This is a genomic window from Flavobacterium panici, from assembly GCF_024499525.1.
Taxonomy (GTDB): domain Bacteria; phylum Bacteroidota; class Bacteroidia; order Flavobacteriales; family Flavobacteriaceae; genus Flavobacterium; species Flavobacterium panici.
The window spans coordinates 4,032,108-4,048,456 of sequence record NZ_CP100437.1 but is presented as its reverse complement, the minus strand read 5'-3'; the positions used below and the strand labels follow the sequence as shown (position 1 = coordinate 4,048,456).

Here is a 16,349-nt window from a genome sequence, read left to right as displayed (position 1 = left end):
GGCTAAATAGTATAAAACCTGAAGGCTGTTTATTTCCTTCAGGTGTTACAAAAATTACTAACAAATACTAACTTACTAATTAATCAAAAAAGCCATCTTTATCCAGCTTGGCAGCTGCTTCTATTAACATTACACCGCTCAGCTGAGTCGTTAAATCAACGCTTGCTCCTGCTGCCGGCGCTACTTTCCAATTGTTTCCGGAAAGCATTGTAGGTCTTAAAATTCCTTTTTTATAGAATGATTCTGCATTAAATTTCAGAAATGAGGCAAATTTTTCTGTATCTGTAGAGTTGATGGTTGGCTGTTCTATAAGTTCTGTAAAATAGCGTACTAAAATACCTTTAAACAATCCTCCGTCGCCTTGTCCTTCGTCTCTCAAAAGTCCTTCTGAAAGTAATTTTGGATTGGTTAAAACATTTCTTCCGGATTTTACGGCATCGTCAAGATAAGTCTGCTCATTTGTAGCTTTGTACAATCTTAAACCTGCGCCAATCCATGTTCCCATGTTATAGGTAAAAACCCAGTCTTTGTTGGTTACGACTGCTCCGTTTACTTCTGAAATATTATCCCAAACTGCTCCCGAAACCGGATCAACTAAATTGCTTTTCTGCCATGCATAAATTTTCTTTGCCCAAACTAAATCATCCGGATCATTATCTATTTCATATAATCTTAGGGCAAGAATTACGGCCGGACCATTTGATACGGCATTCTTTTGTTTTGGTGTATCTTGTTTCCAGGTAATTCCTCCTCCAAAAACATCACTCCAGCTTAGTTTTATTCTTTCCCATAAAAAGTCTGCTACGTCTTTGTATTCCTGATCATTTGTTGCATTGTAAGCACGAACGCAGGCATTAGCAAGCCAAAGCATATCATCATTAAAAACATTGTTGTAGGTATTGTTTCCGTTTTTAATTTTGATTCCTTGTACCAAAGCTTTCATTTTGGTTTTATAATTGTCATTCCCGGTTCTTAAATAACCGTCTACCAAAACATCCAGAACGTGTGCATTTGGCCAATAATTGAATGTACTGTTTCCGGCATTGTTTTGTACAAATGTCCCGTTTGATCCCAGGTAATTATTGTAGGTTGAAAGCTGTAAAGAATCGGCTGTCTGAGCCCATGTATATTTAAATTCAGGGCCTGTTTGTCCGTTTGGGTCACGCAGCGGAATTGCTTCATCATCACAAGAGACAGACAATAACCCAAATCCTACTACGCAAAGCAATAAGGCCGTATAACGTGTTGAAAATAATTTTTTCATGATATATTTCGTTTAATAAAAACGTCTCTTAAAAAACATCTTTAAGAGACGTTTGGGTTATTTATAGAATTGTGAAACTGTGTGTGTAAGCTGGTGAAGCTGCACTGAAATTAATTTCTGCATTTACGTTAGCATTGTCTACTGCAGAGGCAAATTTGAAACAGTTATTCCAGAAATCACTTGTTACCGGAACCATGTACCAGAATGATGCTGCTGTATTTGCATCTGGTCTGTTGTTGTCCCCGTTTATACTTCCGTACCATTCTTCAGTTGTAGCAGCGCCGTTTACCACTGTAAATTTGAATTTGTAACGCTCGTCTCTACCCCAAGATTCTTGTTTGAAAGAAATGTGTTTGTTAGCTGCTTTCCAGATTCCGCCGCCTGCATATGTATATTCAAAAAGGTACTGGCTAAGTGGAGGGAACCATAATTCGATTTTCTTAATCTCTGTCATCGTTGTTACTCCTGTACTAAAGTCAAGTACAATTTTATACACTTTTGCATCTCCAGTAACAGTGGTTTCACCATTTTCTTTTAATTTTCCGTTATCAACATAGTAAACTACCGGAGTACCATTTTTTGTTGTAATGAATTTGTAAGTACCTGCACTTAACTTCGTGTAAATTTCAAATTTGGTTGTTCCTACTTTTTTGAAAGCCTGAGCATTAGCAACTGTTGTTCCGTTTTCAGAACCTGTTCCTGTAATAAACAACTGATCTGGAGTTGGGAATCCGCTTGCTGTAAGCACTTCGAAAATACCAGATGCTGCTGATTTTTGAACATTAATTCCTTTAGACGAATGAACTGTCCATTTTAATTTCCCGACAGCTTCAGTTGGAATACCTGCTAATCCTGCAATTTTATTCAAATCTGAAAAAGAAAGCGTTAGTGTTTTTTGAAATCCGTTACCATCAGATGGCATTGTGTAAACTGGTTTAGAGAAATCTCCGTTTTCTTTATCAAAAACCACATCATAAAGCACCACTCCGTTGTCTTCTGCTTTAGCTGCTTCCCATTCAAAAACCGCAGAACTTTGTGCGTTAAGATCAAAGAACTTATTATTTGCCGGAGAATAAAGAGTATTTACTGCGCTTACATTAGTATGACTCATTTCGTCATTATCGCAGCTTACAAGAAATACTGTACACAGTATTAATACTAATTTTGAATATATATTTTTCATGTTTTTTATTTTAGGTTGTTAGTTAGTTTTTACCAGTTTGGATTTTGAGATAAATTGGTGTTAATCAAACGTTCGTCTCTTGGTATTGGCCATAAATAATGCTTTGCGGGATCAAAAGTTCTTAAGTTCACTCTTAAGTAACCATTGTCTACAGACGATACTCCAAATTTGGCTCCGTGTGCATATCCGTTTAAAACATTTTCGGCAATTTTCCATCTTCTGATATCAAAGATTCTTAAGCCTTCCATTCCAAATTCTGTACGACGCTCGTTTCTAATTACTTCTTTAAGTCCGGCTTGTCCTAATGCGGCATTATAATTTAAAGCTGCTGCATCTGTAAAACCTGCACGAGATCTAATTGGTTTAATAGTCTGATCCCAAACTGTGCTCGTCATTTGGCTTAACTCATTTTTAGCTTCTGCATACATCAATAAAACATCTGCATATCTAAACAACATTAGGTTGATTCCTGATTTTAAATCAGTTCCGTGTTGTACATCGTAATATTTACGTGTAAAATAACCCGTTGGTGTTGATGATGAACCTTGCGCAAATTCATCTGGATGCTCATTAGTTGGAGAAGATCCCGGTTTGATGTAAATAATGTGTGAACTTCCATCGGCTTCTTTCCAGTTGTATTGATCGTAAACTACTGTATAAGTAAGTCTTGGATCTCTGTTTACATAAGGATTATTTTCATTGTATCCTGAACCTGTTTCGTTGATCTTTTTTCCGTTAAGCATTAAATAACTATCTACTAATTCCTGTGTTGGAGCAAGGGCATTTAATCTTGAACCTGCAGAAATTGGCGCCATATCAAAAAACTCACCCCACGTTCTGTCTATTGGTACATATTGTAAGCTCAAAATGTCTTCGCTATTGTACTCATTTTGCTGCTGAAAAAGACCTTCATAAGAAGGGAACAAACTGTATGTTCCGTAAGTATTTGTTAAAAATGGTTCTAATGTCTGCACTACTTCCTGCCATTTTCCTTCGTATAAAAGTACTCTTGCTTTTAAGGCTACAGCAGCTCCCATTGTGATTTTTCCTCTGTCTGCCGTGGCAAGCTGTGTGTTTTTTGGCAATGCCGGAATTACAGCATTCAATTCATCTAATACAAACTGAATTACTTCTGCATGTGACGTTCTCGAAATTGTAGTTGCTTCTGTAAGAGACGGATCTTTTTGTAAAAGAGGAATATCTCCAAACCAGGTTGTTAACTGAAAATGCTGAAATGCTCTTATAAAACGGGCTTCTGCTTTCATTCTTGTAATTACACCCGGATCTGCATTTGGAACTCTGTCAATATTTTCTAATAAAAGATTACAGGATTTAATTCCGCCGTATCTGTCGTTCCATTCTTCTTTTATTCTTCCTAAAGAAGGATCGTAAAGTCCTGCTCCAATAGATGCTGCACCTGCATTATCACCTCTTCCGTTGTAGGCATTATCAGAAAGTGCTTCGTTATAAAAGAAATACTGGCTTTTTTGCATTTGCGAATAAGCTGTATTCAACATCAATTGCGCTTTTTCTACACTTGTCCAGTAATTAGAATCTGTAAATCGATCTTCTGGTGCAAGATCAAGATCTTCGCAGCTTACCAGTAGTAAGAATACTAATGGTATGAATTTTATGTGTTTAAATATATTTTTCATTTTGATTTTTTTTAAAAACTGATATCAATACCCATTCCGTAATACACCTGCGTTGGATAAGCTCTTCCGCTGTTAGCTCCTGAAGTCGACATGCTGTTGTTGAATTCTGAAAGTTCAGGATCAACAAATTTTACTTTAGATAAGGTAAGCAGGTTTTGTCCTGAAACGTAAACACGGAATGCACTCATTCCTAAACTGCTTGCAACATCATTTGATAATGAATATCCTATCTGTACATTTTTCAGCCTTGCATAGGCACCGTCATACAAATACATATCAGAACCTCTTCTAAAATTGTTTGTATTAGACTGCGTACCGTTGTTTGCCAGTCTTGGATATCTTGCATCAGGATTTTGCGGAGTCCAGTAATCTAATTGGTGTGTGTACATTGTCATACCATAATTGTAGTGAAATGGCTCTACAAGCTCACCTCTAATCATCATGGTTCTTTTTCCAACACCTTGTATAAAAATGCTTAAATCAAAATTCTTGTAATCTATGTTGTATGTAGCTCCGTATGTGTATCTTGGAAAAGGATTACCAAAGATAAATTTATCATTGTCATCGATTTTTCCGTCTTTGTTTAAATCTACATAACGATTGTCTCCTGGATGTACTGTAATTCCGGCCGGAACTGCTGCTCCCTGAATTTCTTCAACATTTTGGAAATAGCCGTCTCTTTTTAAACCAACGTATGAATTGAAAGGCAACCCTTCGCGAAGAATAACCTGAAGTTCCTCAACTCCTGTTAGTTTTTCTTGTCCATTGTTGTAATCCAAAACTTTGTTTTTAGAATCTCCAATATTTACAGTCAAACTTTGATTTACTTGTTTTCCTTTATGTCTGTAAGTAGCGCTGAATTCCCATCCTCTGTTACCTACTTTAGCAGCGTTAAAATCTGGAAGCGATGTTCCGTAAACTCCTGGTACCTGCGGCGGAACAAGAATATCTGATGTTACTTTATCAAAGAAATCGAATGAAACCGATAAAGCTCCTTTAAAGAAATCTGCATCAAGTCCCGCATTGAAAGTTGCTGCTTTTTCCCATTGAAGATCAGCGTTTGCAAAGTTAAATCCTGCACCGCTTACTGGTTTGTTGTCAAATCCGTAACCGTTTTGGAAAGAAAAATACGTTGTTTGATATTGGTAATTGTTTACGTTTTGATTTCCTACAAGTCCATAAGAAGATCTCAATTTAATATTACCTACTTTATTGCTGTAGTTTTCCATGAAACCTTCTTTAGTTAAAGCATAACCAATAGTGGCAGATGGAAAGAATCCCCAGCGAATTTCTTTTCTAAATTTTGATGAACCATCATATCTAAAACTGAATTCGGCAAAATATTTATCGTTGTAATCATAAGAAGCACGTCCGAAAAGAGAATTAAGGCTGTTTTTAGGCGAAGCCGGATTTTTGTTTGGATCACTTCCGTTTGAGTTATAAGAATCCTGTCCAATAACAGTTTCACTCGTTGGCGTTCCTAAATCAGGATCTGTAAATTTCTTGTAAATACCAATTCGCCTTTCTGAATGATTTTCGTTAGAAACCCCAACTAAAGCACCTACATTATGATTTCCAAATGCCTTGTTGTATTCTACCATAAACTGCGTATTCAGGTCAAGTGCTTTTGTAGTTTCATCTCTGGTATCGCGATCTGCACCATAAACTCCCTGCGGAGAAAACTGCACTTTTTTCACTCGGCTGAACATACTTCCGTTCCATAAACGTCCTCCGAAAACTCCTTTAATTTTGAACGATTTTGTTAACTTAAGTTCAGCATTTAAAGCTCCGAAAAGATCATCATTATCGTATTTTCTAAAACCTCCCTGCTCTAAAATACCTAATGAATTAAACTGTTGTAAAACGTCGTTTGTTAAGTAATTTCCATTTGCATCTTTTTGAGTATAATATAAAGGAACCCTGAAAGCATCAACCATTAAGGTACTTGTGTTTGATGAATGGTCATTAATTAATTGTTTTGAATACGCTAAAGTCGACGTCAATTTAAATTTGCCATACTCATTGGTAAGGTTCATTCTAAAATTATAACGTTCCATACCTTTCGTAGGCCCAACAAAGTTGCTTCCCTGATTTAAATATCCTAAGGAAACTAAATAAGTTGAGTTTTCGCTTCCGCCTGAGATCGAAAGACTTTGGTTTAACTGCGCTGCCGGTTTTACAATTTCTTCTGCAAACCATTCTGTGTCGCCTTTTGCTTTTAAATCTGAAATTTGGGCAGCAGTAAATACGGCAGTTGTTTCACCAGAGTTAAATGCAGCTTCGTTTCTAAGCATTGCATTTTCATATCCGTGAACCGGTTTAGTAAAGAATTTTGGTGTATTAAATCCGGTTAAACTGTTGTACTGAATTGACATTGGTTTGCTTTTACTTCCTCTTTTGGTCGTAATTAAAACAACACCATTACTTGCTCTTGATCCGTAGATAGCCGCGCTACCCGCATCTTTTAATACTGATACACTTTCGATATCGGCAGGGTTCAGCGAATTAATATCGCCTCCTACTATACCGTCAATAACAATCAGCGGACTATTGTTCCCTAATGTACTAATACCACGAATGTTTAGGTTTATACCTGCACCCGGTTCAGAATTAGTCTGCTGAATAGTTAAACTTGGCGCTTTACCCTGTAAGGCCAGTGTTGCATTTACATTTGGTCGCCCATTAAATGCATCTTTATTTACCTGATCGATGGCGCTGACCACTTTTCTCTTTTTCTGCGTACCGTAACCTACTACTACAACTTCATCTAAAGCTGATACATCTAAGTCCATCTCTACATTTATAACACTTCTGTTATTTACTTTTACTTCAACTGGTTTGTAACCAATCATTGTAAAGCGCAAAGAACCAGTTCCGTTTTTTAATGATATACTATAGTGTCCGTCAAAATCTGCATTAACAGCATTTCTTGGATCACTTACATCACTAATTGAAACTCCCGGAAGAGACAAATGATCTGAAAGAGAAGTAACAACTCCCGTAACTTGAGTTTTTTGGGTCTGGGCAGCAAGATTATTAAGGCCCCCACAAATGAGAATAATTGTGAGAAAAAAATGCATACAGAGCATCTTTTTCTTTCTGCAATTTGATTGTTTCATCATGTAAAAAATTTGGTTAGTTAGTTTTTATCGAATTAATCCCGAAGTTTAAAAAGGCTTCTCTCACCAGCCTGATTATTTAAAAAAATCAACGTAGAAAAATCTTTGCGCATCGATTAAAAGTCCGGTAATTTTTAATCGTTAAATTTTATCTAGTTAGATTAACATATTAATTCTTTAACAAACATACTAAAACGTTTTAGTATAAAAAAATATTTTTTGTTAAATATAATTTTAATGTTAATTTTATAAGATATGTGTTTATTTGAGGATATTTATTGAATATTATTCAATAAATATCTACGAAAACGTTATAAATGAATAGTAAAAAGAAGAATCTTAAAATTTTCAAAAAATGGATATTTACAGAAAATTAAAATTTAAGTAAGAAATGACATAAAAAAAAATCTGACTATCAATTGAAGTATTGATAATCAGATTTATTAAGTATTTTTTTTAGGAAGATGTTTAGTAATTAACTACTTCTGTAATGATGATTCCCGAATTATTAATTCTGTTTTTAAAATCACTTTATGACTTGTTTCGGTTACATCTTTTTTCTTTAAAAGAGGCAGCATCACTTCCATTAATTTTGTACTTATTTCTAGTAAAGGCTGGGAAACTGATGTAATGGCAGGATCGTAAATCTTGAACATATCATTATCATCAAAAGCAATAATCCCTAAATCCTTAATTAATCTTGGATTGTTTTCTTTCAAAACCTCAAGTCCGCTTTGTGCAAGGTAATTGGTGGCAAAAAACATAGCATCTAAATCAGCATGCTGGTCTATAAACTCCTTAATATACTCCTTCCCTTTTCCTTTAATAATTTCATTAAACGGAATTTGAAGTGTATTGGGTTTTAAACCGTTTTCTTGTGCCGCTCTTTCATATCCAACCAAACGTCCGTGCATCTGGCTTTGATCTGAAGCTGTAGTAACAAATCCGATATTTTTAAATTTATTCTGGATCAAATGCTGCGTTGCATCAAAAGAAGCCTGCTCATTATCAATAACAACACTATTACAATCTAATCCTTCAAAAAATCTATCCAGTAAAATAACCGGAATATTATCTTTAATTAAATTTTCGATTGTGTCTTTTATTCCCGGAGACGGTACAATAATGAATCCGTCAACCTGACGAAAGTTGAATAATGTGATTAATTCATTTGATTTTTCATCATCATTTTCGTTACTGCAAAAAATAACTTTATATCCTTTTTCGTAAGCGATGTCTTCAAAAATTCTGGCCAGCTTTGAGAAGAAATTATTCGAAATATCTTCGACCATAAAAACAAGCAGTTTCGACTTTCCTGTTCTAAGGCTTTGTGCAATTTGATTAGGTCTGTAATTTATAAGTTTTGCATAATCTAAAACCTTTTTTGTAAGCTCCTTAGAGATGTGCTTTTCTTTTGCTTTTCCATTTAGCACAAAAGATACAGTTGTAACAGATATTTTCAGCTCTTCTGCGATATTCCTAATAGAAACAGGTTTTTTTTTCATGTGTGAATTATTTTTACTTTAAAACCTATAATTTTTCGTCAAATATAGTAAAGTTTATTGTTTCCTAAATAGCAGGATCTTAAATTAGTGTAATACAAATACTTATAAAAAACAGAACCTTCAAAATACATTTTCTAACTTCTCAATTGCTTACTGCCAGATTAAAAAAGCGGCAGTTCTTCTTTTATCTTTTCCCAAAACGACTCATTAAAAAGATAACTCGAACCCAGAATACTGGTCTGCTCTGTATTATCAACAATGCTGACCGCTAATTCTATGTTTCTGTTTTTTAGGCTTTCTTCAAAAGGAGCTAAAAACAAACGATGTGATTTTGCTATATTTCCGCCAATAACCAGTAATCCGGCATTAAAGTCAACAATATAAGGTGCTAAAAATTCGGCCAGGTTAAAAGCAAAACTTTTGAAGATTTTTACTGCGTGTTCATTTTCAATATCTGCTATTTCCTTCACGCCGTCTGTTAGCTTTTCGCCTGTACTTTGTTCATATTGATTTAAAAACCATCTGGTTGAAAAACAATTGTCGGCAAGATCACCATTATACTTCTTATCCCAAAGACAGCCATTATCAGGCACATTATCGCCTTGTGTTATGGGCAGTTTATTATCTAAAAAAGCGGCTCCGAAACCTGTTCCTAAAGTTATGGCAATAACCTTTTTATTTTCTGGTTCCTGTTCTTGTTTCAAAACTCCTCCAACTCCAAAACAGCTGGCATCATTGAGAAATCTAAAACTTACATTTTGCGTTTTTAAATACTTTAAAAGTTCGTCCGGCACAGAAACATTATATAATGACTCATACTTATCATTTCCTTCAAACATCGCAATTCCCGTTTGATACTGAAAAGGGCCAGGCATAGAAAAAGCTATTCCTATTTTTTCATCAGCATCAAATTCCGGGATATTGTGAACTACATCGATGGTATGGTTAATTATTTCTGCCCATTTTTCTAAAATAACTTCTTTGGAAGCTTTGCTATTTACCGCTCCGCTGAAATAAGTTCCGTCAATTATTGTAAAAACATTGCTTTGTATTGCTGCACTGCTTATATGACTTCCTCCAATATCTACTCCTATTATTATTGACATTTATTCATTATTTTTTAGTAGTTATTTTTAATACTAATTAGACTTGTTAACTAAAGTTTTTTTGTACTGATGTAAGGTTCAAACCTAAAAGGAAAGAATTACAAAATCCAATACTTTATTATCAAAAAGCAATACTATTTACCTCGTACATCAGAATTTTATCTCACAGCTATTCCGAAATATATACTTTGGGTTAAAACATTAAAAAGTGATTATACGCATTTTGTCACCGGACAGAAAAAACAACATACTCCACTCTCATTACACTAAAGCAGTAATATTTTAACTATAAAAACTAGTTATCATTAAACAAATAACATTATAACTAGTTTCTAAATAAATAAGTTAACAGTTGGGACAAATATACTAAAACGTTTTAGTATACAAAACAATTCTTCTTTTATTTTACTTTTTGCGGCAATCATTACAAAAAAAATCTTTTGATCTATATATGAGCCTCCAAATTGACAGCAAACTGAAATGCATTCTCAGAAGTCAAACAAAGTTTAACACTGGACTACTTAACAAACCAAAACTGGTCCAAAATGCTCCCTTTGTGCCTTCTTAATTTTGGTCTGCCAAATAAAAAAATCATAAAATTTCCTAACTATTTTAAAAATCAATAAATGAAAAATTCAAACGGAATACCACAATTGTTTCTTCGTATCGCATTAGGACTGGGTTTTATTTTACCGGTCATGGACAGAATTGGATTAATGGGTCTGCCCGGCTCAGGGAAAGTAGCCTGGGGCGACTGGGAACATTTTATAGATTATACTAACACACTTATTCCTTTTGCCAGCAGATCTGTTGCCAATATATTTGGACTTACCGCTACTATTGCAGAGGTTATTATAGGAATCTGTTTAATACCCGGACTTAAGATAAAACTAGCCGCGATTGGTGCTGCTCTTATAACAGCAACTTTTGCTGTGTTCATGATTTTCGCATCAGGAATTGGTGCTCCGTTTCAATATCCGGTATTTGTTTTTACAGGAGGTGCATTACTGCTTTCAACAATAGATAATTTTAAATGGAGTCTTGATACTTATATAAATAAACCAAATTAATTAATGAGTTTTCAGTCGCAGTTTTCAGTCACAGTAAATACTGAAAACTGCGACTGCGACTGAGAACTAATAAAAAAACTATTCATCCAGATCAGGCTGTTGATGCGTTGTGATCGCAATTCTGTTCCAGGCATTTATGGTAATTATCGCCATAATGGTTTGAGAAAGCGTAACCTCATCCATGAGTTTAGCTATAGTATTATAAGTCTGTTCAGAAACACCTTTGTTGATGAAAGTCATTTCTTCGGCAAGTGCTAAAACCGCTTTTTCAAGCTCACTAAAAAAAGAAGTTTCTCTCCATGCGTTTAAAGCATAAATTCTCTGTTCTGTTTCTCCCATTTTTCTGGCGTCTTTTGTATGCATATTGATACAAAACGCACAACCGTTAATCTGCGATACTCTAATTTTAATCAGCTCTTTTAATGAAGCATCAAGATTTGATTTTTCTAGATATTTTTCAAACCCAAACATTACTTCATAAGCCTGAGGCTGCACTTCACTAATAACTACTCTTTTACTCATTTTTTTATGTATTTAAATTATTAATGATGCAAAATTGGTTATAGCAGCGTTCTAAAAAATTAAAGTACTTTAAGAAATAAGTTTTAGACAAAAAATACCTTTGTCGAGGAAATATCTTAAGCCAAACAAATAACATTCAGCATTATGAATCCGCACGAATTACTATTCAATCATATTAAAAGATTTACAACCTTGAGTCCAGATCAGGAACAGTTATTACTTTCGAAATTAAAATACCGCAAAGTAAACCGTAAAGATTTTTTGCTAAAAGAATATGAAGTCTGTTCGTGTTATTATTTTGTAACCAAAGGATGTCTTCGGTTCTATCGAAATACAGAAAATGGATTTGAGCAGATTTTACAATTTGCTATTCCGGGTTGGTGGCTAAGCGATTTCCAAAGTTTTGAAACTCAAAAGCCATCAGAATATTTTATACAAGCCGTTCAGAATACAGAAATGCTGATTCTGCATCAATCAGATTATCAGGAATTATTTAGTGAAGTTCCTGAACTGAATACTTATTTCAGATTGATGATGCAGAAAGCATATACTGCGTCCCTAAAGAAAATGGAACTAATTCTTTGTGAATCTGCAGAAGAAAGATATTTACAGTTTATAAACTCTTTTCCTGATTTTGTACAGATTGTTCCGCAATATATGCTTGCATCATTTTTAGGTTTTACACCGCAGTTTATGAGTATGCTGCGGGCAAAAAAAGAATTATGACAAATGTGCCTCGATTAATTCCTTCATTTTTGTATTTGAATTTTTCTTTGCCAATTCAAAAGCTTCCGTTCCAAAAGCTTCACCGTCAACACTTACTTCCTGAATATCAGTTATGCCAATAATATTGAAAACCGTTCTCAAATAATCCGACTGGAAGTTCATATGTTCATTATAACCTCCTTTTTCATATCCTTGCGCCCCTCTTGAAAGAAGCAGAAACAAAGATTTATTTTTTAATAATCCGATGTACGGATTACGCTGGTCTTCATGATTGACTTCCCAAGTTTCATTTACTCTCAAAACCTGATCTATATAGGCTTTTAATGAACTCGGAACAGACCAGTTGTACATTGGCGAACCTAAAACAATAACATCAGCATCTTTCAATTCCTTTATAAGTTCTGCACTGAATTTTAGTGTTTCAATTTCTTCAGGCGTTCTTGCAGATTCGTGTTTGAATGCACCTGCTATCCATTTTTCGTTTACATGCGGAATATTACTTTTGCCTAAATCCCTGAATTGTATAATTGATTCCGGTTTATGCTCTTTGTAATATTCAATAAAAACATCCGTAAGCCTTCTGCTGTGGGATCTTTCCTCACGCGGGCTTGCGTTAATTACTAGTATTTTTTTCATATGATAATTTTAATACAAATCTAGCCTTGTGGGCCATTTTAAAAGTTAATCTAGTTGAAGAAGCGACTAAACATTTCTTCGATTTAATTTGATTATTCTTTCATCATTTTAGCAAAGTGGTGACAAGCCAAAAAATATCCTTTGCTTAAGTAAAGTCTGTGAGCAGGATGCAAAGCAAAACCGCTGTCTAAGTGTACAGATTTTATACCTCTCTGTATTGCTAGCTGATCTACATAATCTAAAAGTTTTCCTGCATAGCCGCGTCCGCGATATTCAGGAAGTGTAAAAAGATCATCAATATAAATCATCTTTCCAGTTCTTAGCATATTTATAACTCTAAAACCTACAAAGGCTGCGGCTTTAGTTCCGTCGCCTGATGGAATGCAGGCCAATTCAAAACCTCCGCTGGTAATCATTTCAGTAACCTGCTCTACCACATTTTCCGATTCTAAATTGGTTCTAAATTCTAAAATTGCCTCTTTGGCAAATTCAATTTCTGCTGCTGTCTGAACATTTAGTATATCCATAATTTCATTTTATTTATTAATAACACAAAATTAGATGCCATAGAAACGCCGTGCAGAGACCAGATTATAATAATAAGCTAGTCCAAGACGAAAATAAAACAGAATTATAAAATTTAGGATTACAGGTTTTGAGTAACTGTTTTGATAATATGGACCGCTTCGGTAAGTTCCTGTTCATTTAAGGAAGCAAAACCAAACCTGAAAGCATTAAAATGCGCATCTTTTCCAATACAATAGGTACTCCCTTTTATGGTAAGACCTTTGAGATCGGCCTTTTTAATAATTTTTGATAAATCATATTGGGGTTTTATTCTCAGCCATAAAGCCATTCCGCCTGTGGGTTTTTTAAAATCAATCATATCGCCCATTTCTGAACTTACCAAATCAGATAGAAAATCACATCTTTGAGAATATAATTTATTTGTTTTTTGAATATGGCGCGCCAGATCGCCATTAGCAATCATTCCAGAAATCGTTTCTTCCATTATAAAATCACCTCTCAAATCAATAAGAGTTCTTAATCTTGCAGCAGCCTGTAAAAAATCAGAAGTTGCAATCATATAACCCAGACGAAAAGGTGAGCCCAGAACTTTGGTAAGCGACCCTATATAAATTATTCTGCCGCCATGATCTCCGCTGGCTAAAGGCAGATAAGGATCATATTTAAACTGAAAGTCATAATCGTAATCATCTTCAATAACCGCAAAGTTATAAGCGGTAATAAGCTTCATCAAATGATTCCTTCTTTCCACACTCATCGTAACAGTTGTTGGATGATGGTGATGCGGAATGATGTAAAGCATTTTGATGACATTTTTTTTCAGAATATCTTCCAGTTTTTCTGTACACATTCCGTCGCTATCCATTGGTACACGGATAAGTTCGGCGCCCAGTTTCTCAAAAAGCGCCTCCGCTATAAAATAAGTCGGTTCGCTGACTACAACCTTGTCACCGGGCTTTATAATAAGTGATGCTGCGATATAAATAGCCATTTGAGCCCCGCGTGTTGTAAATAAGTTCTCTTCTCCCATATCAATTCCGCGCGTCTGATTAAGAAATGAACGCAGCGAAGTCTTGAAATTTGAAGAACCGCCGTCTAAATTTACTCCAGAGCGTCTGCTCGATGCAGAAGATTCTAAGGCTTTCTTAAATTGTTTTGATATAGTCTGAACAGGAAGCAACGAAATATCCGGAAAACCGTCATTAATCTCTAAGCGATGGTTATTTAAGGAACGAGATAAAGGCATTACAAGTTCAAAATGATCAAAATCAAAAGTTCCTGCTTCTGCAAACGGGCTTACTCTTTTACTGTTGTAAGATCTCGGCCTAACCATTGGCAGATCTGGTGATACGGTGTAGCTTTTACGGGGTAAATTATCAATCCAGTTTTCAGACACAAGGGTTTCGTAAGCCGCCACAATCGTTTTTCTGTGAAGCTGCAAATCAAAAGCAAGCGTTCTGGTACTTGGAAGTACAGCGCCGGGAGGAAGTTTTCCTTCCTGAATTAAGGAAATAAGCTGTAATGAAATTTGTCTGTAAACGGGCAGACTGTCTTTTTTATCAATAATTATCAGGTTTTTATAAGGAAGCATAGGAAAGTTTTGAAGTCTGTTTATTACTCAATTACAGCCATTCAAATATAACAAAACTGGACTACTAATGAAACATTTTCTGGTCTATGATTCCAATTTTAATGACATCCTGTTTTTATTCTGTTTTAGGAAATTTTGCAGCCGTAACTTTTGGGATAACCACTACAAAATCAAATCCATTTATAATTCTTGACAGCGTAACATCACTTACTATTATTTCTTTATTTTCTAATGCATTTCTTAAAGGCAGCATATCAACACAATACCATTGATTACCTTCAACAGCACTAAATATTGGTTTTAAAACTTTTGAATTATTACTGTTTTCATTTATGGGTTGTTCTGGAAATCCTTTAAATGGTGAACCCTGCGCTCCTGATTTACCAACAACTAAAATGTGTAACGAATTTTTAAATTGGCTATCAGCAATATTACTAACCAAACTACCTATGTCATAAATTTTCAAATAGCTTTCGCCTTTTGGCAAATGTCCTGCTCCGTATTTAAAAAGATTTTTTTTGTTTGCCCATTTATCATATACGTTCATCAAATTATTCTTCATTAATTGAACTCTTAAATGATGATTTTGCTCTTTATAAATTTTTGCACTTAGTTTTAGCGCTTCGATTTGTTCTTTTTCCTTTTGGCTTACATTTAGTTGCAGCAGTTCTTCAATTTGCTTTCCGAAATCATCTGTCATTAGATACATTGGCTTACTTGGATTTTTTAAAAAATCAGCAAAATATGTTTTTGATTTTAGTTCAATATCTTCATAAATATTTCTTGCCTTTTCATTCTTTGTTTTAAGTTTAAGTTCACTGCAAATCAATCGGTCTGCATTCATTAAAACCTGATCAATTCCATAAACAGAAGTATTGGCTTTTACTAGTTTTTTCAACAGTTTAAATTCCGGTTCCATTGCAAAAAAAGAAAAGACATTTCCAAAATCATCGACATACTTTTCTAATTGTGCATTAGATAATATTTTGATTTTTGAGGTAATTATTTCTGCCGAATACGGATCTATTTCACAAAAGAAATTATCAAACTTAACTTTATTCGTTATTGCCGATGTAAAAAATGGAATTTCATTTGTAAAATGATCTTCGGCAAGTAATACATAATCTGATTTTTGTATTTCATTAATCAGATTATCCCAGCCATTTCCAATAAAAGCTGTTTCATTTACGACAAAAGTCATGGCATTTTTATTCACATAATTAGTTACCAAAGAATCCTGAGAAAAAGACAGTAAAGGTGTTGCCACAATTGCTGACAACATTATAAGTAAGTGAAATGGTTTCATGATTTTATGAATTAAGTTAATTTGATTTTTGAATAATGCAAAGTTACTATCATAACACATTTCGTTGATTCACAATTGTTAAGAAATAATTCCAAATAAAAAGAGCTCAATATAAAATTGAGCTCTTTGACCTAATTA

At 34.5% G+C, this 16,349-nt stretch carries 13 protein-coding genes; 2 read left to right on the top strand and 11 right to left on the bottom strand.

The window, feature by feature from the left end; all coding sequences use genetic code 11:
* Window positions 1-79 precede the first annotated feature (79 nt).
* The 6 genes from NLJ00_RS17055 to NLJ00_RS17030 all read right to left on the bottom strand — a co-directional run bounded on the left by NLJ00_RS17055 (window position 80) and on the right by NLJ00_RS17030 (window position 9,832).
* The gene (locus NLJ00_RS17055) at window positions 80-1,264 is read right to left on the bottom strand and encodes a glycoside hydrolase family 76 protein (protein WP_256634693.1); all 1,185 of its coding nucleotides are present in this window, start codon (window positions 1,262-1,264) and stop codon (window positions 80-82) included.
* A 61-nt stretch (window positions 1,265-1,325) separates the two neighbouring features.
* On the bottom strand, window positions 1,326-2,447 hold the full coding sequence (locus tag NLJ00_RS17050; RefSeq protein ID WP_180857795.1) for a SusE domain-containing protein: 1,122 nt from the start codon (window positions 2,445-2,447) through the stop codon (window positions 1,326-1,328).
* Window positions 2,448-2,476: 29 nt separating this feature from the next.
* Entirely contained in the window at window positions 2,477-4,102 is a 1,626-nt protein-coding gene (locus NLJ00_RS17045) for a RagB/SusD family nutrient uptake outer membrane protein (protein ID WP_256634692.1), read from the bottom strand.
* Between the two features lie 11 nt (window positions 4,103-4,113).
* Complete coding sequence (locus NLJ00_RS17040) at window positions 4,114-7,182, bottom strand: SusC/RagA family TonB-linked outer membrane protein (RefSeq protein ID WP_256634691.1); 3,069 nt, start codon at window positions 7,180-7,182, stop codon at window positions 4,114-4,116.
* A 518-nt stretch (window positions 7,183-7,700) separates the two neighbouring features.
* On the bottom strand, window positions 7,701-8,726 hold the full coding sequence (locus tag NLJ00_RS17035; RefSeq protein ID WP_053470462.1) for a LacI family DNA-binding transcriptional regulator: 1,026 nt from the start codon (window positions 8,724-8,726) through the stop codon (window positions 7,701-7,703).
* Window positions 8,727-8,887: 161 nt separating this feature from the next.
* Window positions 8,888-9,832, bottom strand: a complete 945-nt coding sequence (locus NLJ00_RS17030; RefSeq protein ID WP_256634690.1) for an ROK family protein — start codon at window positions 9,830-9,832, stop codon at window positions 8,888-8,890.
* A 626-nt stretch (window positions 9,833-10,458) separates the two neighbouring features.
* Between NLJ00_RS17030 and NLJ00_RS17025 the strand changes: the two genes are divergently transcribed.
* Window positions 10,459-10,902: a DoxX family protein gene (locus NLJ00_RS17025; protein WP_256634689.1), complete on the top strand. Its 444-nt coding sequence runs from the start codon at window positions 10,459-10,461 to the stop codon at window positions 10,900-10,902.
* Between the two features lie 78 nt (window positions 10,903-10,980).
* Here the strand turns inward: NLJ00_RS17025 and NLJ00_RS17020 are convergent, their stop codons facing one another.
* Window positions 10,981-11,424: a carboxymuconolactone decarboxylase family protein gene (locus tag NLJ00_RS17020; protein WP_053470459.1), complete on the bottom strand. Its 444-nt coding sequence runs from the start codon at window positions 11,422-11,424 to the stop codon at window positions 10,981-10,983.
* A gap of 144 nt (window positions 11,425-11,568) precedes the next feature.
* Between NLJ00_RS17020 and NLJ00_RS17015 the strand changes: the two genes are divergently transcribed.
* Complete coding sequence (locus NLJ00_RS17015; protein ID WP_256634688.1) at window positions 11,569-12,150, top strand: Crp/Fnr family transcriptional regulator; 582 nt, start codon at window positions 11,569-11,571, stop codon at window positions 12,148-12,150.
* Here NLJ00_RS17015 and NLJ00_RS17010 read toward each other — a convergent pair.
* The 4 genes from NLJ00_RS17010 to NLJ00_RS16995 all read right to left on the bottom strand — a co-directional run bounded on the left by NLJ00_RS17010 (window position 12,145) and on the right by NLJ00_RS16995 (window position 16,211).
* Window positions 12,145-12,786: an FMN-dependent NADH-azoreductase gene (locus tag NLJ00_RS17010; protein WP_256634687.1), complete on the bottom strand. Its 642-nt coding sequence runs from the start codon at window positions 12,784-12,786 to the stop codon at window positions 12,145-12,147. The genes NLJ00_RS17015 and NLJ00_RS17010 overlap by 6 nt on opposite strands.
* A 92-nt stretch (window positions 12,787-12,878) precedes the next feature.
* On the bottom strand, window positions 12,879-13,313 hold the full coding sequence (locus tag NLJ00_RS17005; protein WP_256634686.1) for a GNAT family N-acetyltransferase: 435 nt from the start codon (window positions 13,311-13,313) through the stop codon (window positions 12,879-12,881).
* A gap of 119 nt (window positions 13,314-13,432) precedes the next feature.
* Window positions 13,433-14,905, bottom strand: a complete 1,473-nt coding sequence (locus tag NLJ00_RS17000) for an aminotransferase-like domain-containing protein (RefSeq protein WP_256634685.1) — start codon at window positions 14,903-14,905, stop codon at window positions 13,433-13,435.
* 115 nt (window positions 14,906-15,020) lie between these two features.
* The gene (locus tag NLJ00_RS16995; RefSeq protein ID WP_256634684.1) at window positions 15,021-16,211 is read right to left on the bottom strand and encodes a hypothetical protein; all 1,191 of its coding nucleotides are present in this window, start codon (window positions 16,209-16,211) and stop codon (window positions 15,021-15,023) included.
* Between the last annotated feature and the right edge of the window lie 138 nt (window positions 16,212-16,349).

What these genes read in the sequence shown, in the direction of transcription:
- NLJ00_RS17005 (WP_256634686.1), bottom strand. Translation starts at nt 13,313, where the DNA reads ATGGATATACTAAATGTTCAGACAGCAGCAGAAATTGAATTTGCCAAA.
- NLJ00_RS17010 (WP_256634687.1), bottom strand. Translation starts at nt 12,786, where the DNA reads ATGAAAAAAATACTAGTAATTAACGCAAGCCCGCGTGAGGAAAGATCC.
- NLJ00_RS17040 (WP_256634691.1), bottom strand. Translation starts at nt 7,182, where the DNA reads ATGCATTTTTTTCTCACAATTATTCTCATTTGTGGGGGCCTTAATAAT.
- NLJ00_RS17035 (WP_053470462.1), bottom strand. Translation starts at nt 8,726, where the DNA reads ATGAAAAAAAAACCTGTTTCTATTAGGAATATCGCAGAAGAGCTGAAA.
- NLJ00_RS17025 (WP_256634689.1), top strand. Translation starts at nt 10,459, where the DNA reads ATGAAAAATTCAAACGGAATACCACAATTGTTTCTTCGTATCGCATTA.
- NLJ00_RS17020 (WP_053470459.1), bottom strand. Translation starts at nt 11,424, where the DNA reads ATGAGTAAAAGAGTAGTTATTAGTGAAGTGCAGCCTCAGGCTTATGAA.
- NLJ00_RS17030 (WP_256634690.1), bottom strand. Translation starts at nt 9,832, where the DNA reads ATGTCAATAATAATAGGAGTAGATATTGGAGGAAGTCATATAAGCAGT.
- NLJ00_RS17055 (WP_256634693.1), bottom strand. Translation starts at nt 1,264, where the DNA reads ATGAAAAAATTATTTTCAACACGTTATACGGCCTTATTGCTTTGCGTA.
- NLJ00_RS16995 (WP_256634684.1), bottom strand. Translation starts at nt 16,211, where the DNA reads ATGAAACCATTTCACTTACTTATAATGTTGTCAGCAATTGTGGCAACA.
- NLJ00_RS17050 (WP_180857795.1), bottom strand. Translation starts at nt 2,447, where the DNA reads ATGAAAAATATATATTCAAAATTAGTATTAATACTGTGTACAGTATTT.
- NLJ00_RS17015 (WP_256634688.1), top strand. Translation starts at nt 11,569, where the DNA reads ATGAATCCGCACGAATTACTATTCAATCATATTAAAAGATTTACAACC.
- NLJ00_RS17045 (WP_256634692.1), bottom strand. Translation starts at nt 4,102, where the DNA reads ATGAAAAATATATTTAAACACATAAAATTCATACCATTAGTATTCTTA.
- NLJ00_RS17000 (WP_256634685.1), bottom strand. Translation starts at nt 14,905, where the DNA reads ATGCTTCCTTATAAAAACCTGATAATTATTGATAAAAAAGACAGTCTG.